The sequence below is a fragment of the Amycolatopsis nalaikhensis genome, from assembly GCF_030264295.1.
Taxonomy (GTDB): Bacteria; Actinomycetota; Actinomycetes; order Mycobacteriales; family Pseudonocardiaceae; genus Amycolatopsis; species Amycolatopsis nalaikhensis.
The window spans coordinates 10,603,793-10,622,975 of sequence record NZ_CP127173.1 but is presented as its reverse complement, the minus strand read 5'-3'; the positions used below and the strand labels follow the sequence as shown (position 1 = coordinate 10,622,975).

Here is a 19,183-nt window from a genome sequence, read left to right as displayed (position 1 = left end):
CATAATGCGACGCGTGACAACGGCAGCTCCCACCATCAGTCAGCGGGTCCACTCGCTGAACCGGCCGAACATGGTCAGTGTCGGCACCATCGTGTGGCTTTCCAGCGAGCTGATGTTCTTCGCCGGACTGTTCGCGATGTTCTTCACCGTCAAGGCGCAGAACTCCTCCGGCCAGTGGCCGCCGCCGCTGCACGGCGAGGCGTTCGAGCTCAACGTGGGCTACGCGGTCCCGTTCACGATCATCCTCGTGGCGTCCTCGCTGACCTGCCAGTTCGGCGTGTTCGCCGCCGAGCGCGGTGACGTCTACGGCCTGCGCCGCTGGTACATCATCACGTTGATCATGGGCGCGATCTTCGTCGCCGGCCAGGCCAACGAGTACCACAACCTGGTGGAAGAGGGGATGACGATCCCGTCCGGCCCGTTCGGCACGGTCTTCTACCTCGCGACCGGGTTCCACGGCCTGCACGTCATCGGCGGGCTCATCGCCTTCGTGTACCTGCTCATCCGCACCAAGCTGAGCAAGTTCACCCCCGCCCAGGCCACGTCGGCGATCGTCGTGTCCTACTACTGGCACTTCGTCGACATCGTGTGGGTCGGCCTCTTCGGTGTGATCTACCTCCTTCCGTAGGTCGCACCAGCCGCCACCACCTTCACCATCGGCCTGAACTGACAGCAAGGGTTGCCGCAAGATGACCACCAGCACCAAATCGTCGGAGCGCCGCTACCGCGCGCGGTCGAAGCTGCGGAGGCGGTTCGCCGGCCTGCTCGCGCTCGGTATCGCGCTGGTGGGTGCCGGCGCCCTGTACGCCGTGTTCGCCCCCGAGCCGCAGACCGCGCAGGCCCAGGGCACCCCGGCGCAGCTGCGCCAGGGCGAGCAGGTCTACAACAACACCTGCATCGCCTGCCACGGCGCCAACCTCGAGGGCGTGCAGGACCGCGGGCCGAGCCTGATCGGCATCGGCGACGCCGCGGTGTACTTCCAGACTTCTTCGGGCCGCATGCCCGCCGCGCGCCAGGAGGCGCAGGTCGAGCGGAAGCCGCCGAAGCTGACCGAGTCGGAGATCGACGCGGTCGGCGCCTACATCCAGGCGCACGGCGGCGGCGTCCAGCGGCCCGCCGAGAAGGGCGAGGCCCTGCGCGGCTCCGACCCGGCCCGCGGTGGCGAGCTGTTCCGCCTCAACTGCGCGTCGTGCCACAACTTCACCGGCCGCGGTGGCGCGCTGTCCGCCGGCAAGTACGCGCCGAACCTGGACCCGGCCAGCGAAGAGCAGATCTACACCGCCATGCTCACCGGCCCCCAGAACATGCCGAAGTTCTCCGACCGGCAGCTGTCGCCGGAGGAGAAGAAGGACATCGTCGCCTACGTGAAGTCGGTGTCGGACGGCAACAATGACCCGGGTGGTAACGGCCTCGGCGGGGTCGGCCCCGCTTCGGAGGGCGTCATCGCCTTTATCGTCGGGATCGCCGCGCTGATCGGCGTGACGTTGTGGATTGGATCGAAGGCATGAGTGCCGAGGGGCCTAAGCCGCCGACGGAGGCGGAGCTGGCTGAGATGGACCGGGACCAGCTGCTCAAGCTGGGCGGTCAGCTCGACGGCGTCGAGATCGTCGAGTACCCGACCCCGTGGCCCGTGGAGGGCACGCGGGCGGAGCGTCGCGCCGAGCGCCTGGTGGCGTTCTGGTTCGGCCTGTCCGCGCTGGCCGGTATCGGGTTCGTCGTCTCGCTGATCTGGTGGCCGTGGCAGTACGAGGCGCCGGACAACGAGAGCGGCCACTTCTGGTACAGCCTCTACACCCCGATGCTCGGCATCACGCTCGGCCTGGCCATCCTCGGCCTCGGCATCGGCGTGATCCTGTACACGAAGAAGTTCGTGCCCGCCGAGGTCGCGGTGCAGGAGCGCCACGACGGCGAGGGCAACGGCTCGGCCGAGGTCGACCGCCAGACGATCCTGGCGCACCTGGCCGACGCCGGGAACCGCAGCACCATCGCCCGCCGCTCGCTGATCAAGCGCTCGGCCATCGCCGGCGCCGGTGCCCTGGGCCTGGCCGCCGCCGCGCTGCCGCTCGCGTCGTTCATCAAGAACCCCTGGAAGAACACCGAGACCCGCGAGTCGCTCTGGCACACCGGCTGGCAGCCGAACTTCCCCGGCGAGAAGGTCTACCTGCGCCGCAACACCGGCAAGCCGCTGGAGGAGGGCGAAGAGGTCAGCCTGGTCAAGGCCGAGGACCTCGACGCCGGCGCGATGGAGACCGTCTTCCCGTACCGCGAGTCCGAAAAGGGCGACCCGGAGAAGCTGGCCGCGGCGCTGACCCGTGTCGACAACCCGGTCATGCTGATCCGCCTGCGCCCGACCGACGCCGCCAAGGTGGTCAAGCGGGCCGGCCAGGAGGACTTCAACTTCGGCGATTACTACGCGTACACGAAGATCTGCAGCCACGTCGGCTGCCCGACCTCCCTGTACGAGCAGCGGACCAACCGCATCCTGTGCCCGTGCCACCAGTCGCAGTTCGACGCCCTGCACTACGCCAAGCCGATTTTCGGCCCGGCGACCCGTCCGCTGGCCCAGCTACCGATCACGGTGGACGAAGAGGGATACTTGATCGCGCGAGGCGACTTCATCGAGGCCATCGGTCCGGCCTTTTGGGAGCGTAAGTCATGAGTTCACTCACCACGCCGACCAAGGGGTCGAGCCCGGTCGAAAAGGCGCTGGGCGACGCCGCGAACAACGCCGACCAGCGGTACCACCTGGCCAAGGGCCTGCGGCACCAGATGAACAAGGTGTTCCCGACCCACTGGTCGTTCCTGCTGGGCGAGATCGCGCTCTACAGCTTCATCATCCTGCTGCTGACCGGCGTGTACCTGACGCTGTTCTTCGACCCCTCCATGCAGGAGGTCGTCTACCACGGCAGCTTCAAGAACATGCAGGGCCTGGAGATGTCGCAGGCCTTCCGCACGACGCTGGACCTGTCCTTCGACGTGCGCGGCGGCCTGTTCATGCGGCAGCTGCACCACTGGGCGGCGCTGATCTTCGTCGCGTCCATGGCCGTGCACATGCTGCGCATCTTCTTCACCGGCGCGTTCCGGCGCCCGCGTGAGGCCAACTGGGTGATCGGCGGCCTGCTGCTGATCCTGGGCTGCTTCGAGGGCTTCTTCGGCTACTCGCTGCCGGACGACCTGCTCTCCGGTACCGGTATCCGCGCGACGCTGTCGGGCATCGTGCTCTCGGTGCCGGTGATCGGCACCTGGATCCACTGGGCGCTGTTCGGCGGGGAGTTCCCCGGCGACCAGATCATCCCGCGCCTGTACACGCTGCACATCCTGCTGCTGCCGGGCATCATGCTCGCCCTGGTCGGCGCGCACCTGGCGCTGGTCTGGTACCAGAAGCACACGCAGTTCCCGGGCGTGCGCCGCAAGGAGACCAACGTCGTCGGCGTCCGGATCATGCCGTACTTCGCGCTCAAGGGCGGGGCGTTCTTCACCCTGGTCGTCGGCGTGCTGGCGCTGATGTCGGGCCTGTTCCAGATCAACCCGGTGTGGAACTTCGGCCCGTACAACCCGGCGCAGGTGTCGGCGGGCTCGCAGCCCGACTGGTACATGGCCTGGGCCGACGGCATGCTCCGGATCTGGCCCGCCTGGGAGGTCTACCTCGGGAACTACACGATCCCGGCGGTGTTCTTCCCCGGCGCGATCGGCATGCCGATCCTGTTCGGCCTGCTGCTGGGCTACCCGTTCATCGAGCGGAAGCTGTCCAAGGACACCGCGCACCACAACCTGCTCCAGCGGCCCCGGGACACCCCGGTCCGCACGGCGCTGGGCGCGATGGCGCTGGGCTTCTTCATGGTCATCGAGCTGTCCGGCTTCAACGACATCATCGCCGACCAGTTCGACATCTCGCTGAACGCGACGACGTGGGCGGGCCGCATCGGCGTCCTGATCGTGCCGCCGCTGGCGTACTACTTCACCTACCGCATCTGCCTGGGCCTGCAGCGGGCCGACCGCGAGGTGCTGGAGCACGGCGTCGAGACGGGCATCATCAAGCGGCTGCCGCACGGTGAGTTCATCGAGATCCACCAGCCGCTGGCCGGCGTCGACAGCCACGGCCACGCGATCCCGCTGGAGTACCAGGGCGCGTCCGTGCCGAAGAAGATGAACAAGCTGGGCTCGGCCGGTCAGGCCGTGCCGGGCACGTTCTGGTCGCCGGACCCGGCCGAGGAGACCGCCGCGCTGCAGCGGGCCCAGGGCAACGGGCACGGCAACGGCCACTCGGTCACCCAGGGCGAGCCGGGCGAGTTCGAGAGCATCGAGACGGCCGAGGCCGCCAAGCGCTCGGACCACTGAGTTCCGCACACGACGAAGGCCACCTCCCGCGGGAGGTGGCCTTCGGTCGTTTCGGAGGGGCCTCGGTCAGTCCTCGACGCCGATGGCGAAGGCCGACTCGGTGTCGGCGCGGGAGTAGGACCGGAAGGCGATGTGCGTGACCGTGTCCAGCACGCCCGGCACCTTCCCGATCCGGCCGGGGATGAGGTCCGCCAGCTCCTCGTGCGCGGACACCTTGACGGTGGCGATGAGGTCGACGTCCCCGGCGCACGAGTAGACCTCGCCGACGCCCTCGATGTCGGCGATCGCCTGCGCCGCGTCCGGGATAGCGTCCGCTTCTACCTGGATCAACACGATCGCGGTGATCACCTGGGTCCTCCAAGACTTGTCTGCGGGTGTCGCCGGTGATCCTAGGCCGCCGTGTGGGCCAGCCAGTGCTCGGCCAAGGCGCGGTCGCCGCCGACCGAGACGCGGTCCAGGGGCAGGCGGCGCGTGAAGACCAGCAGCAGGTCCTGGAGCGGGCCGGCCAGGGTGACGTCGGCGTCGGCGGTGGCCCGGGTCCACCGGACGCGGTCGGGGGCGCGGGTGACGAGCCAGCCCTCGCCGTCGTCGGGCTTCAGCTGAAGGGTTTGGCCGGTGCCGCACAGTTCGGCGAAGCCGGGGCGGAAGCTCGCCGTGACGGGGTCGGAGAGCACCTCCAGCCACTCGCTGACGGCGTCGGCCGCCAGGTCCGGTTCGACGGCGAAGGCGGCGTTCGTGGCGATGGCGGCGTCGGCGTGGTGAATGGTGGTGTCGTGGAGCATCCGGCGGAGCCAGAAGGTCGCGGGCTGCGGGCCGAAGAACGTCCAGACGGGCGTGTCCCCGGAGGCGCGGACCGCGTCGGTGAGGTCTTCGGCGCCCTGGAGCAGCCAGTCGGACCACTTGTCGGGGGTGCCGGGGTCGGCGTCGAGGGGGTCGGGAACGGGGGTGGGGCCGGTCCGGACGTTGCCGGCGGACCAGCGGTGGGCCTGGCCGACGTGGCCGACGAGCACCCGCAGCGGCCAGTCCGGGCAGGTGGGGACGGGGGCGTCGGGGTCGGCGCCGGCCACGGTCCGGGCCAGTGCGGCGGTGTGGTGGTGCAGTCCCTCGGCGAGTCGTGCGATGTCCATGGTCGTACGGTAGGAACTCCACCTGGCTGGAGGTTCGACGGAAGGTGACCGGAGACACACTCGGGATCGGCGACCTGGCGACCCGCACGGGCGTGCCGGTCCGCACGATCAGGTTCTACTGCGACGAGGGACTCCTGGAGCCCGCGCGCAGCGTGGGAGGGCACCGCCGGTTCGACGGGGCAGCGGTGGACCGGCTGACGCTGGTCCGGCGCCTGCGCGGGCTGGGTTTGGGGTTGAGGTCGATCACGGAGGTCCTGGCGGGCCGCCGGTCGTTGGACGAGGCGGTGGCGGCCGAGCGGGCGGCACTCGACCGCGAGGTGGCGACGCTGGCCTGGCGACGGTCGGTGTTGCGCGCGGTGGAGGATTCGGCCCCGGCGGACCGGGCGGCGCGGCTCGAGCTGCTGTCGGCGGTTTCGGACGGGTATTCGGCGCACGAGACGTTGGTCCGGTTGTGGCGGCCGATGACCTCAGGGCCGCTGCCGTCGGAGACCGTGCGGATGTTTCTCGAGGTCAGTGCGCCTGTGCCGCCTGAGCAGCCGACGCCGGGGCAGGTGGTCGCGTACGCGTCGTTGGTGCTGCTGGCCGGTGACCGGGGGTTCGCGGTTCAGGTGCGGGAGAGCACGCTGGTGGGGCATGACCGGATCGCGGACCTGGGCGCTTTGCACGCCTCGGTCGCGGCGGCGTGCGAGCTGGCGTTTCCCCAGGTGACGGCTGGTGTGCGGCCTGCGCCGGGGGAGGCGTTGGACCGGTTCGTGGCCGCGCACGCGGCGGCGTGGGGGACAGAGGACACGCCGGAGTTCCGCCGGGCGTTGAACCGGCGGACGGCGGCTGATCGCGGGGCGAAGCTGCGGCGGTATTGGGGGTTGGTGGGGGAGGTCAGTGGGGAGGCCGCGCCGATGGGCGTGACGCACACCTGGCTGCTGGACGCGCTGGACGCCTCGGTCGCCTGAGGACGATCGGCTGAGCGCCACGGATCTGCCCGGAAACCCCTCAGCCCACGTGCTCCAGCGAATGCGCACTGGCCACCAAATCCAGCCACCCCTGCCACCCGGCCACCGCGGCAGGCTCCGCCCAAGGCCGTGTAGTCCGGACCAACCGCACCCCCGGCCGAGCCAGCCACCGCAACAACACCCCCACCTCCTCCGGCGGAGCCCCGTTCAACGGCCCCGGCTCCGGCAACACCGTCTCCGCGGAGGCGACCAAAGCCTCCACCACCGGCATCGGCGGGACCCCGCGCCGAGCCACGCCCGCCGACGCCAGCCTCCCGTACCGGATCACCGACAGCTCCCAACCCCCCGAACCGTCCGGCCCCGCCGCGATCAGCTCGCCGATCGAAGCCAGCGACGCCTGCCGGTGCGCCCGGCCCAACGCCCGGATCAACCCCGCCAGCTCGTCGCGGTGCCGTGCCGCCTGCTCGAAGTGCTGGCCCGCCGCCAGGCGCTCGACCTGGGCCGCCGCCGTGTGCAGGGGGCCTCCGTCGTACCCCGCGATCAACCTCGACACCGACTCCACCGCCGGGCCGTACGCCTCCACGCTCTGCCTGCCCGCGCACGGCGCCCCGCACCTCCCCAGCTCCGCCAGCACACACGGGGTCCCGTTCGGGGAACGCGGTGAGATCCGCTGCGTGCACGTCCGCAGCCCCGACGCCCCCGCCAGGGTGTCCGCCGTCGCGCGGGCGTCCGCCTGGTTGCGGAACGGGCCCAGCACGCCCGGGCGGGGCAGCCTCACCACCGACAGCCTCGGGAACGCCTCCTCGGTCAGCCCGACCCACCAGCCCTGGTGCCGGTTCTTCGACCGGCGGTTGTACGCCGGCCGGTGGGCCGCGATCAGCCTCAGCTCGCGGACCTCCGCCTCCAGCGCGTGCGCGCACACCACGTGGTCGACGCGCTCGGCCAGGGCCACCATCTCGCGGATCCGGCTCCGCCCCTCCGAACCCGTGAAGTACGTCCGCACCCGGCGCCGCAGGTCCTTCGCCGTGCCGACGTACAGGACCTCCTCCTTCGGCCCCTTGAACAAGTACACCCCCGGTGCCGACGGCAGGTCCGCCGCCAGGTGCCGCTTCGCGCGCTGCGCGTCCGTCACCTCCGGCAGGTACCCCATCAGCTCCTCGAGCGAATGGACGCCCAGGTTGCCGACGCGCTCCAGCAGCCCGTGCAGCACGTCGACCGTCGCGCGCGCGTCGTCCAGCGCCCGGTGCGTCGGGCGGGTGCGCGCGCCGAACAGCAACGCCAGCGCCGTCAGGTTGTACCGGCCCACCTCGTCGCGGGGCACCACCCGGCGCGCCAGCCGCACCGTGCACACCACCGTCAGCTTCGGCCACACGTACCCGTGGGCCTCGCACGCCGCCCGCATGTGGGACGTGTCGAACCCCGAGTTGTGCGCCACGAGCACCGCACCCCCGATGAACTCGAGGAACGCCGGCAGCACCTCCTCGATCGGCGGCGCGTCGTAGACCATCGCCTGGGTGATCCCCGTCAGCGACACGATCTGCGGCGGGATCGGCTCGCCCGGGTTCACCAGCGTCGCGAACTCGCCCAGCACCTCGCCCGCGCGGACCTTCACCGCGCCTATCTCCGTGATGCCCCGCGCGCCCGGCGCCGCCCCGGTCGTCTCGAGGTCGAACACGACGAAAGTGGTGTCCCGCAACGGAGTTCCGAGCTCGTCGAACGCGAGCTGTGCCTGGACCGAACGCATGTGCGAGACAGTAGAGGCGACCACCGACAGTTTCCGGCGCGCCCGCCGGGGCCGCAGGTCGGGACGCGGTCCGTGTGGCGCGCGGGGCGGACTGCGGGGGTGGGGCCTACCCTGGACCAATGCACCCGCAGCCGCTCGTGCCGGAGCCGCCCGAGGAACCCGTCGGTCCCTCGGGTGTCGCGCCGCGCCCGGAGCCTGCCGGGGAGCCCGCCGACGGCGAGCGGCCCGACCCCGCGACCTGGCCCGCCCTGCCCGAGCCGGTCCGCGACCGCATCGCCGAGCTGGCCGCGGCCGCCGTCGCCAAGCTGCCCGCCACCGACGTGCCGCGGCAGCTGCGGCCGGTCGCCAAGTTCGCCCCCGCCAAGCGCGCCAAGCTGGGCGGCGCCGCGCTGCTCACCTCGCTCGGCGAGTCTTCGCAGTTCCGCACGGCCGTCATCGAATGGCTGCGCGAGCACCGCACCGACGCCCTCGACCCCAACGCGGCCGATTCCGTCGCCGCCGCGGCCGCGGCCGTCCTGCTCGGGGAGTCCGGGGCGGCCGGGCGCGTCCGGCTCGTCGCGAAGAACGCCGAGGAGAACGCCCTGCGCGCCGAGCGCGACGCGGCCCTCGCCCGCGCCCAGCGCCTCGAAACCGAGCTCGCGCAGGTCCGCGCCGAGCTCGCCGAAGCCAAAGAAGCCGCCGAGAACGCCCGTGGGGAGCGCGAGGGCGAAGTCGAGAAGCTCCTGAAGCGTCTTCGCGAACAAGGCGTCCAGCTGCGCCAGGCGAAGGACGCGGCCCAGGCGGCGTCCGCCGAGGCCGAACGCGGGGCCGCGGCCCGTACGGACGAGATCGCGGCCCTGAACGCCCAGCTGGAGCGGGAACGGCAGCGGGTGGCCAGCGAGCGCGTGCGGGCCGAACGCGCCGTCGCCGACGCCGAAATCGCGCGCCAGTCCGCGCGTGAGGCCCGCGAAGCCGACGAAGTGCGTCTCGCCCTGCTCATCGACACGATCGACGGCGCGGTCACCGGCCTGCGCCGCGAGCTCGCCCTCGGCGCGCGGGGCGCCCGGCCCGCGGACATGGTGCGCGGGGCCAGCACCGGCACCGGCCAGGGCGGCAAGATCGCCGACGTGTCCACCTTGGACCGCTACCTCGCCCTGCCCAACGTGCACCTGATCGTCGACGGCTACAACGTCACCAAGACCGGCTACCCGGAGCTGGCGCTGGCCGACCAGCGCGACCGGCTGATCCACCAGCTCTCCGCGCTGGCCGCGCGCACGTCCGCCGAGGTCACGGTCGTGTTCGACGGCGCGGGCGTGCTTTCGGTCCCGGCTTCCGTGCCGCGCGGGGTGCGGGTGCTCTTCTCCGACCGCGGGGTGCTGGCGGACGACGTGATCCGCAACCTCGTCGCGGCCGAGCCCGCCGGGCGGCCCATGGTCGTCGCGACGTCCGACCGCGCGGTCGCGGACTCGGTGCGGAGCGGCGGGGCGCACCCGACGCCGTCATCGGTGCTGGTCAGCCGCCTGTCGCGGGTCTGACCGCCGGAAATTGTCGGTGGTGTCGCCTACCGTCCTCCTCGAATCGGTTCCGGAGTGAGGAGGACCACATGAGCGACACCCCCGAGCTGTCCGAAGTGGACGTCTCGCACATTTCCGTCGAGGACATCGAAAACCTGGTCGTCGACTGCGACCGCTGCGTCGTGCGCGGCATCTCCTGCCACGACTGCGTGGTGACCGTGCTGCTCGGCGCGCCGCCCGCCGTCGTCTGGGACGCCGACGAGCGCCGCGCCGTGGCCGCGCTCGCCGAAGCGGGGATGGTGCCGCGGCTGCGCCTGGTCGAGGGACCGGCCGAGCGGACCGCCTGACACGCCCGTTTCGTGTCGGCGCGCCGAAAGGTCGATCGGATCGGGTGAACGGTCGGTAGTCGAAAGGTGGTCGGGAATATCCCCAGCGTGTAACGCCCGTCACAGGTTTTCTCCATGGCTGGTCCGATGGTGTTTCCGGGCGCTACGGAGAGTTTTTGGCCGGGAGGTGGTGGACGCGGTGGCGGTCTTTTCGTAACCTGTCCGAGATCTCGTGGCCCCCGGCCGTCGATGAGGCGGCGACGCGAGATCGCCGCCGGACGCAGCTTTGTCGGGAAGCTGGGAACCGGAACACCACCGCTTTGCTTCACCTGTTGCGGTCGAAGCAGCCCCGAAGCGGTGGGGACAGCGGCGAAGAGGACTCCCCGGCCTCTTCGTGCCCCGGTCCCCGACGGCGGCCGAGACGCAAAGGAGACCCGCGCGACCGTGCAGTCGCATCCAGTTAGGCGCGTGGTTTCAGGTGCCCTCGCGGCGGCTTCGGTGATCACCCTCGTCACCATCGCCCAGCCGACGGCCACCGCCGCCCCCGTCCCCGTCCTCCAGGCCCCGCCCACCGGCTCGGACGCCCTCGCCCAGTACCGCGATCTCGCGGCGCAGGCCGAAAAGCTCAACGAAGACCTGCTCAAGGCCCAGGACGACCTGAAGGCCAAGCAGGGTGAGCTCGACAAGGCCACCAACGACGTCAACGCGGCGAAGGACCAGGCTCTGGCCGCCGAAGGCAACCAGAAGAAGTACCAGGCCGAGGTCGACAAGTTCGCCGGCGCGTCGTTCACCAGCGGCGTCCAGCTGAACAAGCTGTCCGCGCTGCTGGCGGGCACCTCGACCCAGGACTTCCTGGACCGCTCGTCGGCGCTCGAGGTCATCGCGACCGAGAAGAACGGCGCGATGGGCAACCTCACCGGCGCCGTCCAGCAGGCCACCGATGCCGCCAACAAGGCCGCCGACGCCGCGAAGCGGGCGCAGGACGCGCGCGACGCCGCGGCGAAGCTGACCGACGACATCAAGGCCAAGCAGAAGACGCTCGACGACCAGATCGAGCAGCTGAAGGCGGCCAACAAGAACCTGAGCGCGCTCGACAAGGCCGCCCAGAACGACCGCGGCGGTTCCGCGCCCGGCCTCAAGGCCCCCACCGCGGCCGCCCAGACCGCGCTGGACGCGGCGCTGAGCAAGCTCGGCAGCCCGTACAAGTGGGGTGCCACCGGGCCGAGCACGTTCGACTGCTCCGGCCTGATGCTGTGGGCCTACAAGCAGGCGGGCATCACCCTCCCGCGGTCGAGCCGCGAGCAGTCCACGTTCGGCGCCGCGGTGCCGCGCGACCAGCTGCAGCCGGGCGACCTCGTGTTCTACTACTCGCCCGTCTCGCACGTCGGCATGTACCTCGGCGACGGCAAGATGGTGCACGCGCCCGACACCGGCGACGTCGTGAAGATCTCGCCGCTGCAGAGCCAGTACGCGGGGGCGCGACGCCCGACGTCGTGACCCGAGCAGCGTCCGGAGGGGCGGTACCGCACACGCGGTGCCGCCCCTTCGCCGTGTCATCCGAGGCTCCGCCTCGGGCCGGGGGCTTCGCCACCCGGGCCCCCGAACGAAGAGTGGGCTGCCGCTAGCCTCGGGGGCGTGCTCAAGACCCTGCTCGTGACCAACGACTTTCCGCCGCGGCCCGGCGGGATCCAGAACTACCTGAACTCGCTGGCCACCCGGCTGCCGGCGGACGACCTGGTCGTCTACGCGCCGTCGTGGGAGTCGCGGACGGGGTCGCACGAAGAGTTCGACGCCGAGGCGCCGTTCGAGGTCGTCCGGCACCCGACGTCGCTGATGCTGCCGACGCCGGACGTGCTGCGCCGCGCGAAGCAGATCATGCGCGCGCGGGACTGCGAAGCCGTCTGGTTCGGCGCGGCCGCGCCGCTCGCGCTGCTGGGGCACCCGTTGCGCCAGGCCGGGGCGCGGCGCGTGGTGGCGTCCACGCACGGCCACGAGGTCGGCTGGTCCATGCTCCCCGGCTCGCGGCAGGCGCTGCGCCGCATCGGCGACACCGCCGACGTCGTCACCTACGTCAGCCGCTACACGCGCGGCCGGTTCGCGGCGGCGTTCGGCCCGATGGCCGGGCTGGAGCTGCTGCCGTCCGGTGTGGACACCGAGCTGTTCCGGCCCGATCCCGGTGCCCGCGAGGAAATCCGCGCCCGGCACGGCCTCGGCGACCGGCCGACCGTGGTGTGCGTGTCCCGGTTGGTCCCCCGCAAAGGTCAGGACCAGCTGATCCGGGCCCTGCCGCGGATCCGCGAGCGCGTGCCGGACGCGGCGCTGCTGATCGTCGGCGGCGGTCCGTACCGCAAGAAACTGGCCGCGCTGGTCGGTGACCTCGGCCTGGAGCGCGACGTCGTGCTCACCGGGTCGGTGCCGTGGGCCGAGCTACCCGCCCACTACGCCGCGGGCGACGTCTTCGCCATGCCCGCCCGCACACGCGGCAAGGGGCTCGACGTCGAAGGGCTCGGCATCGTCTACCTGGAGGCTTCGGCGACCGGTTTGCCGGTGGTGGCGGGCAACTCGGGTGGCGCGCCGGAGGCGGTGCTCGACGAGGTCACCGGGCACGTCGTCGAGGGCCGGGACGTCGACCAGCTCGCCGAGACCCTCGCCAGCCTGCTGGCGGACCCGGTGCGGGCGCGGCGGATGGGCGAGGCCGGCCGCACCTGGGTGACCGAGAACTGGCGCTGGGACGTCATGGCCGAGCGACTGTCCGGCCTGCTGGACGGCGAACCGGTGGCCGTCGTCCGCTAGGCGCTCACGGCGTGTAGAGCGCCGGGTGGCGGGGATCGTCGACGCGCACGACGACGTCGGCGAGCGCGCTGGGGTCGACTTCCGCCTCGTAGCGCTCGTACGCCGGGACGGCCCAGGTGTCCGGCACGCGGCGGCGCAGCGCGGCGGGGGACAGCCACAGGTGCACGGCCAGGTCGAAGGCCAGTCCCGCGCCGAGCAGCAGCTCGCCGTCGAGGACCACGACCCCGCCTTCGGGGACCGGCACGCGCTCGGCGCGGGTGGCGCGGTCGCGTTCGGCGTCCCACAGCGAAGGCAGGACTTCGCCGGAGCCGTTCTCGCCCAAGGGGTCGAGGACTTCGCGGCGGAGCGCGCCGAGGTCGAGCCATTCGGTGTAGCGGGCGTCGGGGTTCGTGCGGCCGTGCTCAAAGCGCAGCGACGCGGGGCGCAGGAAGTCGCGCGCCGACACGCGCAGCGCCGCCCGTCCGCGCAGGCGCAGGGGATCGACCAGGGCGTCGGCGAGTTCTGTGGTTTCCGTCGCACCCGCCGCGCCGTCGATCGCGACCGCGATCCGTCGGCGCTCGGTGAGCGCGTCGACGCGTTCGGTCAGCTCTTCGGCCAGCGCGGCCGGGGAAATGGGGCGGTAGCGCACGGTTTCCCATCCTGCCCCCGGGCCACCGCCCGGTTTTGTCGTACCCCGGTGGGAGGATGCGGGCATGACTTCTTCAGTGGGGAAGACCGCCGATGTCGGCTGGAACATCGGGGTTTCGCGGACCCTGCCGTACCCGGCGGAAACGGTCTGGGACTTCCTGGTCAGCCGGGAGGGCGTCGCGATCTGGCTCGGCCCCGGCGTCGAGCTGCCGCGGGAGAAGGGCGCGGAGTACGAGACGGCGAACGGCACGGTCGGCGAGATCCGCGGCTACGCCGAAGGCGACCGCGTGCGGCTCACGTGGCGGCCGAGCGACTGGGACCACGACTCGACGGTGCAGGTGCGCCTCAGCGGCTCGGGGGCGAAGACCACGCTGCGGTTCCACCAGGAATGGCTTTCCGGAGCGGAAGAACGCGAGGAACAACGGGCATACTGGCAGGACGTGACCGAGCGCGTGGTGGCGGCACTCGCCGAACGCTGACGCGGGACCACCTGGGGGCGGAATGACGACTTACGAAGTGGCGGAAGACTTCGCGCAGGACCCGCACCTGCTGGCGGAGCTGCTGCGCGCGGAGGGGCCGGTGCGCCGCGCGAAGATGCCGCGCGGGCTGCCGTGCTACCTGGTGACCGGCTTCGCCGAGGCCCGGCTGCTGCTGGCCGACCCGCGGCTGAGCAAGGACAGCGGGCGCGCCCGCGCGTTGTTCGAGGCGAAGCTGCCGTCCGGCGAGCCGGCGCAGGGCGGCGTGGGCCAGGACCTGAGCTTCCACATGCTCAACTCCGACCCGCCGGACCACACGCGGTTGCGGAAGCTGGTGAACAAGGCGTTCACGGCCCGGACCGTCGCCCGGCTGCGGCCGCGGGTGGAGGAGATCACCGCGGAGCTGCTCGACGGGCTGGCCGGGCGGGAGCGGGCCGACCTGCTGGCGTCGTTCGCCGCGCCGTTGCCGATCACGGTGATCTGCGAGCTGCTCGGCGTGCGCGCGGCGGACCGCACGGAGTTCTCCGAGTGGTCCAAGACGCTGCTGAGCTCGTCGACACCGGAGGCGATGCAGGCGGCGGCGCAGAACATGTTCGCGTACTTGACGGACCTGATCGCGCAGAAGCGGACCGAGCCGGCCGAGGACCTGCTGTCGGACCTGGTCCACGCGAGCGACGACGGCGATTCGCTGTCCGAGGCCGAGCTGGTGTCGATGGCGTTCCTGCTGCTGGTGGCCGGCCACGAGACGACGGTCAACCTGATCGCGAACGGCGTGCTGGCGTTGCTGCGCGAGCCGGAGCAGCTGGCGTTGCTGCGAAGTGACCCGTCGTTGCTGCCGAACGCGGTCGAGGAGTTCCTCCGCTTCGACGGCCCGATCCACCTGGCCACGCTGCGGTTCACGGCGGAGCCGGTGGAGGTGGGCGGCGTGACGATCCCGGAGGGCGAGTTCGTGCTGGTCTCGCTGCTGGGCGCGAATCGCGACGAGGAGCGCTACCCGGAGCCGGACCGCCTCGACATCACGCGTGCGGCTGGCGGGCATTTGGCGTTCGGGCACGGGATCCACTACTGCGTTGGCGCGCCGCTGGCCCGGCTGGAGGCGGAGATCGCGTTGGGTGGGTTGCTGGCGCGGTTCCCGGGGTTGGCTTTGGACGCCAAGCCGGATGAGCTGGTCTACCGGCCGAGTTCCCTGGTGCACGGCTTGGAGGCCCTGCCGGTCCGCCTGTGACGCCCGCGCGCTCGTGAGTGGGAAACAGTGTTCTAACCCTGTTTCCCACTCACGAGCGGCACGGGAGCGTGTGACCTGCGCACCACCCCCGATCCAGGCGCGCGGGCCGGTGTTTTAATCGGCGGATGGACTCCGCCGACATGCTCGCCCTCGACGCCCAGCACGTCTGGCACCCCTACGCGCCCATGCCCGCGAAGGTGCCTTCCCTGCTGGTCACCGAAGCGGACGGCGTCCGGCTGAAGCTCGCCGACGGCCGCGAACTCGTCGACGGCATGTCCTCCTGGTGGTCGGCCATCCACGGCTATCGGCACCCCGTCCTCGACGCCGCGCTCGCCGCGCAAGCCGGGCGGATGAGCCACGTCATGTTCGGTGGCCTCACCCACGAACCGGCCATCACCTTGGCCAAGACCCTCGTCGACCTGACGCCCGACGGTCTCGAGCACGTCTTCCTCTGCGACTCCGGCTCCGTCTCCGTCGAGGTCGCCGCCAAGATGTGCCTGCAGTACCAGCGTTCGCGGGGCATGGACGCCAAGCGGAAGCTGCTCACCTGGCGTGGCGGCTACCACGGCGACACCTTCACGCCGATGAGCGTGTGCGACCCCGACGGCGGCATGCACTCGCTGTGGCGCGGCGTTCTGCCCGAACAGGTCTTCGTGCCCGCGCCGCCCTCCGGCTTCGACACCCCGCCCGATCAGTCCTATATGGACACTCTTGCGGCCGCGATCGGTGAGCACGCCGGGGAACTCGCCGCCGTCATCGTCGAGCCCGTCGTGCAGGGTGCCGGGGGCATGCGGTTCCACCACCCCGCCTACCTGCGCGCCCTGCGCGAACTGACCGAGGCGCACGACGTCCTGCTGATCTTCGACGAGATCGCCACCGGCTTCGGCCGCACCGGTGCCCTCTTCGCCGCCGACCACGCGAGCGTCACCCCCGACGTGCTGTGCCTCGGCAAGGCGCTCACCGGCGGCTACCTCAGCATGGCGGCCACACTGTGCACCCCCGAGGTCGCCGACGGCATCTCGCGCGGCGCCCTGCCCGTGCTGGCCCACGGGCCGACGTTCATGGGCAACCCCCTCGCCTCGGCGGTCGCCAACGCCTCGCTCGGCCTCCTCGCCGACGGCAGCTGGCGCCAGGACGTCGCCCGCCTGGAGAAGGGCCTGCTCGACGGCCTGGCGACGGCGCGCGACCTGCCCGCCGTCGCCGACGTGCGCGTGCTCGGCGGCATCGGTGTGCTGCAGCTCGACCACCCGGTCGACATGGGCGTCGCGACCGACGTCGTCACCGAGCACGGTGCCTGGCTGCGGCCCTTCCGGGACCTCGTCTACGCCATGCCGCCCTACGTTTCCACCGACGAGGACCTCGCCGTGATCACCGGGGCGATGCTCGCGGTCGCCGCCAAGGCCTGAATTCAGCACATCGGGTGTGACCACGCGCACACCGAGACCCGAAGGGGCCTCATCGTCGCACTCCGTCGCGGTCGAAGATCATCACCACGCGAACGGCGGAGGCGGCAAGTGTGAAAAGCCGGGCCCGGCGGGCTGATCGCGTGCCGGACCAAACGCGAGAAATGCTTGCATAGCGGACTTTTCGCCCCGTTTCCGCGATCCTGCCCCCATGATCGAGATCGTTCGTGGTGAACACGACACCGGACCGCCCTTCCTGCAGAACCTCAAGCACGACGTCCTCGCGTCGATAGTCGTCTTCCTCGTCGCCGTCCCCCTGTCCCTCGGCGTGGCCTTCGCCGCCGGGGCGCCGCTGCTCTCGGGCCTGATCTCCGCCGTCGTCGGCGGGCTGGTCGCGAGTCTCTTCGGCGGATCGCCGCTGCAGGTCAGCGGACCCTCCGCCGCTCTCACCGTGGTCCTGGCCGACACGATCGCCACCCACGGCTGGCCGGTCACCTGCGCGATCACCGTCGCCGCCGGCCTGCTGCAGATCCTCTTCGGCCTCACCAGGGCCGCCCGCGCCGCCCTCGCCGTGTCGCCCGCCATCGTGCACGGCCTGCTCGCCGGCATCGGCGTCACGCTCGTGCTCGGCCAGCTGCACGTCGTGCTCGGCGGCACCGCGCAGGGCTCCGCGCTCGCCAACGTCCTCGCGCTGCCCGCGCGGATCGCCGCGCACCACGACCAGGCCGTGCTGATCGGCGTGGTCACCCTCGCGGTGCTGCTGGCGTGGCCGCGGCTGCCGAAAGCCGTCCGCCGGGTGCCCGGGCCGCTGGCCGCCGTCGCGCTGGCCACCGGTCTCTCCGTCGCGGCGGGCCTGACCCTGCCGCGCGTCGACCTCCCGGCCGGGCTGCCCGCCCTGCTCGTCGTGCCGCGGCTGCCCGACGGCGGCTGGGGCGGGTTCGCCGCCGCCGCGCTCACCATCGCGCTGATCGCCGGCCTGGAGAGCCTGCTCTCGGCCGTCTCGGTCGACAAGCTGCGCGGCGGCCCGCGCACCGACCTCGACCGCGAGCTCGTCGGGCAGGGCGCGGCGAACGTCGCCGCCGGCGCGCTCGGCGGGTTCCCGGTCACCGGCGTCATCGTGCGCAGCATGACCAACTACGAGGCGGGCGCGCGCACCCGGCTCTCGGCGATCCTGCACTGCGCCTGGATCCTCGCCGCCTGCCTCCTGCTCACCGGCGTGCTGCGGCTGATCCCGCTGGCCGCGCTCGCGGCGCTGCTGGTGTACGTCGGGACGAAGCTGGTGAACCTCAACGGGCTCAAGGAAGTCCGCCGCCACGGCGACCTGCCGGTGTACGCCGTCACGCTCCTCGGGGCGGTCGCCGTCAACCTGCTCACCGGCGTTGCGGCCGGGATCCTGCTGGCGCTCGCGCTGATGCTGCGGCGGATGATCTTCTCCGGCATCCACGTCGAACGCGACGGCGAGCGCCACCGCGTCGTCATCGAAGGCGCGCTGACGTTCCTCTCGGTGCCGCGGCTGACCCGCGTGCTCGCCGAAGTGCCCCCGGACGCCGAAGTCACGCTCGAGCTGCTCGTCGACTACCTCGACCACGCCGCGTTCGACTGCCTGCGCGGCTGGCAGCAGGCGCACGCCGGGCCGGTGACGGTCGACGAGATCGGGCACCCCTGGTTCGAACGCGGCCGCTCGGGCGCGCCGACCGTGCGCCGCAGCGTCGCCGCGCGCGTCGTGCCGCGGTGGCTCGCGCCGTGGTCGCAGTGGCAGGCCGAGCACGTCGTGCTGCCCGCCCAGCGCTCCGCCAGCTCCCTGCTGTGCCGCGGTGCTTCGGAGTTCCAGCGCCGCACGGCGCCGCTGCTGCGCGACACGTGGAGCGGCCTCGCGCACGGCCAGCAGCCGCACACGCTGTTCATCACCTGCGGCGACGCGCGGATCGTGCCGAACCTCATCACCACGAGCGGGCCGGGCGACCTGTTCACCGTGCGGAACATCGGCAACCTGGTGCCGCCGCCGGACGGCGAGGACTCGTCGGTCGGCGCGGCGATCGAGTACGCGGTCGGCGTGCTCGGCGTCGCCGAGATCGTGGTGTGCGGGCATTCCGGCTGCGGCGCGATGAAGGCGTTGCTCGGCCAGGCACCCGACGGCCTCGACCAGCTCGGCAGCTGGCTGCGCCACGGCGAGGCGACGCTGCGGCGCCGCGGCCGCGAGGCACCGCTCCTGCTCGACGGCGAACGCCCGGCCGCCGAGGCCGACCAGCTCGCGCTGCAGAACGTCGTGCAGCAGCTGGAAACCCTGCGCGGCTACCCGGTGGTGGCAGCGGCGCTGGCCCGCGGCGGGCTCCGGCTGACCGGGATGTACTTCGACGTCGGCGCGGCCCAGGTGTCCCTTTTGGACAACGCGGCCCGCGGCTTCGTCCCGGCGGGCGCCCTCGAGCACTGACCGAAGCGCCCCAATGTGGCCTTCGGTGCGTCTGACGCAACCAAGGCGGCCTTCGGTGCGTGAGACGCAACCAAGGCCACATTGGGGCGCTTGTGCCGGTGAGCGGAAACCCTTGTGTAATACGGGATTCAACTGTCGGGTGACCGATTCGATCTTGTGAACGGTGTGTTAACGATCTGTCCGGTTTGTGACATTCGGGCTAAATGTGGCCAGTTGTTCACCCGAACGAGTGGCACATAGCGGACATTTC

Annotated in this window: 17 protein-coding genes; 13 read left to right on the top strand and 4 right to left on the bottom strand. The window is 71.7% G+C overall.

Going from position 1 to position 19,183, the window contains the following annotated elements:
- Window positions 1-4 precede the first annotated feature (4 nt).
- The 4 genes from ctaE (at window position 5) to qcrB (ending at window position 4,338) form a co-directional block, all read left to right on the top strand.
- Window positions 5-628, top strand: a complete 624-nt coding sequence (gene ctaE / locus QP939_RS51510; RefSeq protein ID WP_285454308.1) for an aa3-type cytochrome oxidase subunit III — start codon at window positions 5-7, stop codon at window positions 626-628.
- A 61-nt stretch (window positions 629-689) separates the two neighbouring features.
- Window positions 690-1,508, top strand: coding sequence for a cytochrome bc1 complex diheme cytochrome c subunit (gene qcrC, locus QP939_RS51505; RefSeq protein ID WP_285454307.1), 819 nt, complete (start codon window positions 690-692; stop codon window positions 1,506-1,508).
- Window positions 1,505-2,659 (top strand): cytochrome bc1 complex Rieske iron-sulfur subunit, encoded by a 1,155-nt coding sequence (gene qcrA, locus QP939_RS51500; protein ID WP_285454306.1) that lies wholly within the window; start codon window positions 1,505-1,507, stop codon window positions 2,657-2,659. The genes qcrC and qcrA overlap by 4 nt, the downstream gene beginning before the upstream one ends.
- The gene (gene qcrB, locus QP939_RS51495) at window positions 2,656-4,338 is read left to right on the top strand and encodes a cytochrome bc1 complex cytochrome b subunit (protein WP_285454305.1); all 1,683 of its coding nucleotides are present in this window, start codon (window positions 2,656-2,658) and stop codon (window positions 4,336-4,338) included. Before qcrA ends, qcrB begins: the two co-directional genes overlap by 4 nt.
- Before the next feature lie 66 nt (window positions 4,339-4,404).
- Here qcrB and QP939_RS51490 read toward each other — a convergent pair whose 3' ends face one another.
- A complete protein-coding gene (locus tag QP939_RS51490) occupies window positions 4,405-4,686 on the bottom strand; it encodes an Lrp/AsnC family transcriptional regulator (RefSeq protein WP_020644676.1) in 282 nt (93 codons plus the stop codon).
- 41 nt (window positions 4,687-4,727) lie between these two features.
- Complete coding sequence (locus QP939_RS51485) at window positions 4,728-5,465, bottom strand: maleylpyruvate isomerase family mycothiol-dependent enzyme (protein WP_285454304.1); 738 nt, start codon at window positions 5,463-5,465, stop codon at window positions 4,728-4,730.
- Window positions 5,466-5,509: 44 nt separating this feature from the next.
- Between QP939_RS51485 and QP939_RS51480 the strand changes: the two genes are divergently transcribed.
- On the top strand, window positions 5,510-6,415 hold the full coding sequence (locus tag QP939_RS51480) for a helix-turn-helix domain-containing protein (RefSeq protein WP_285454303.1): 906 nt from the start codon (window positions 5,510-5,512) through the stop codon (window positions 6,413-6,415).
- A gap of 40 nt (window positions 6,416-6,455) precedes the next feature.
- Here the strand turns inward: QP939_RS51480 and QP939_RS51475 are convergent, their stop codons facing one another.
- Complete coding sequence (locus QP939_RS51475) at window positions 6,456-8,159, bottom strand: DEDD exonuclease domain-containing protein (RefSeq protein WP_285454302.1); 1,704 nt, start codon at window positions 8,157-8,159, stop codon at window positions 6,456-6,458.
- Between the two features lie 119 nt (window positions 8,160-8,278).
- On the opposite strand from QP939_RS51475, the gene QP939_RS51470 reads away from it, so the two are divergent.
- From QP939_RS51470 to QP939_RS51455, 4 genes are all read left to right on the top strand, one after another.
- Window positions 8,279-9,673 carry an NYN domain-containing protein gene (locus QP939_RS51470; protein WP_285454301.1) on the top strand — a complete coding sequence of 465 codons (1,395 nt, stop codon included), beginning with the start codon at window positions 8,279-8,281 and terminating at the stop codon, window positions 9,671-9,673.
- A 68-nt stretch (window positions 9,674-9,741) separates the two neighbouring features.
- The gene (locus QP939_RS51465) at window positions 9,742-9,999 is read left to right on the top strand and encodes a hypothetical protein (protein ID WP_285454300.1); all 258 of its coding nucleotides are present in this window, start codon (window positions 9,742-9,744) and stop codon (window positions 9,997-9,999) included.
- A gap of 423 nt (window positions 10,000-10,422) precedes the next feature.
- Complete coding sequence (locus QP939_RS51460; protein WP_285454299.1) at window positions 10,423-11,475, top strand: C40 family peptidase; 1,053 nt, start codon at window positions 10,423-10,425, stop codon at window positions 11,473-11,475.
- 138 nt (window positions 11,476-11,613) lie between these two features.
- Complete coding sequence (locus QP939_RS51455; RefSeq protein WP_285454298.1) at window positions 11,614-12,771, top strand: glycosyltransferase family 4 protein; 1,158 nt, start codon at window positions 11,614-11,616, stop codon at window positions 12,769-12,771.
- Window positions 12,772-12,775: 4 nt separating this feature from the next.
- Here QP939_RS51455 and QP939_RS51450 read toward each other — a convergent pair whose 3' ends face one another.
- On the bottom strand, window positions 12,776-13,399 hold the full coding sequence (locus tag QP939_RS51450; protein ID WP_285454297.1) for a nucleoside/nucleotide kinase family protein: 624 nt from the start codon (window positions 13,397-13,399) through the stop codon (window positions 12,776-12,778).
- A 64-nt stretch (window positions 13,400-13,463) separates the two neighbouring features.
- Between QP939_RS51450 and QP939_RS51445 the strand changes: the two genes are divergently transcribed.
- From QP939_RS51445 to QP939_RS51430, 4 genes are all read left to right on the top strand, one after another.
- Window positions 13,464-13,877 (top strand): SRPBCC family protein, encoded by a 414-nt coding sequence (locus QP939_RS51445; protein ID WP_285454296.1) that lies wholly within the window; start codon window positions 13,464-13,466, stop codon window positions 13,875-13,877.
- Window positions 13,878-13,899: 22 nt separating this feature from the next.
- Window positions 13,900-15,099, top strand: coding sequence for a cytochrome P450 family protein (locus tag QP939_RS51440; RefSeq protein WP_285454295.1), 1,200 nt, complete (start codon window positions 13,900-13,902; stop codon window positions 15,097-15,099).
- Between the two features lie 125 nt (window positions 15,100-15,224).
- Window positions 15,225-16,505: an adenosylmethionine--8-amino-7-oxononanoate transaminase gene (locus QP939_RS51435; RefSeq protein ID WP_285454294.1), complete on the top strand. Its 1,281-nt coding sequence runs from the start codon at window positions 15,225-15,227 to the stop codon at window positions 16,503-16,505.
- Between the two features lie 208 nt (window positions 16,506-16,713).
- Entirely contained in the window at window positions 16,714-18,933 is a 2,220-nt protein-coding gene (locus QP939_RS51430; RefSeq protein WP_285454293.1) for a bifunctional SulP family inorganic anion transporter/carbonic anhydrase, read from the top strand.
- Window positions 18,934-19,183: the final 250 nt, after the last annotated feature.

Excerpts from the sequence above, each read along its gene's own strand:
- QP939_RS51440 (WP_285454295.1), top strand. The coding sequence starts at position 13,900 with ATGACGACTTACGAAGTGGCGGAAGACTTCGCGCAGGACCCGCACCTG.
- qcrC (WP_285454307.1), top strand. The coding sequence starts at position 690 with ATGACCACCAGCACCAAATCGTCGGAGCGCCGCTACCGCGCGCGGTCG.
- QP939_RS51445 (WP_285454296.1), top strand. The coding sequence starts at position 13,464 with ATGACTTCTTCAGTGGGGAAGACCGCCGATGTCGGCTGGAACATCGGG.
- QP939_RS51470 (WP_285454301.1), top strand. The coding sequence starts at position 8,279 with ATGCACCCGCAGCCGCTCGTGCCGGAGCCGCCCGAGGAACCCGTCGGT.
- QP939_RS51475 (WP_285454302.1), bottom strand. The coding sequence starts at position 8,159 with ATGCGTTCGGTCCAGGCACAGCTCGCGTTCGACGAGCTCGGAACTCCG.
- QP939_RS51465 (WP_285454300.1), top strand. The coding sequence starts at position 9,742 with ATGAGCGACACCCCCGAGCTGTCCGAAGTGGACGTCTCGCACATTTCC.
- qcrA (WP_285454306.1), top strand. The coding sequence starts at position 1,505 with ATGAGTGCCGAGGGGCCTAAGCCGCCGACGGAGGCGGAGCTGGCTGAG.
- ctaE (WP_285454308.1), top strand. The coding sequence starts at position 5 with ATGCGACGCGTGACAACGGCAGCTCCCACCATCAGTCAGCGGGTCCAC.
- QP939_RS51485 (WP_285454304.1), bottom strand. The coding sequence starts at position 5,465 with ATGGACATCGCACGACTCGCCGAGGGACTGCACCACCACACCGCCGCA.
- qcrB (WP_285454305.1), top strand. The coding sequence starts at position 2,656 with ATGAGTTCACTCACCACGCCGACCAAGGGGTCGAGCCCGGTCGAAAAG.
- QP939_RS51430 (WP_285454293.1), top strand. The coding sequence starts at position 16,714 with ATGATCGAGATCGTTCGTGGTGAACACGACACCGGACCGCCCTTCCTG.
- QP939_RS51435 (WP_285454294.1), top strand. The coding sequence starts at position 15,225 with ATGGACTCCGCCGACATGCTCGCCCTCGACGCCCAGCACGTCTGGCAC.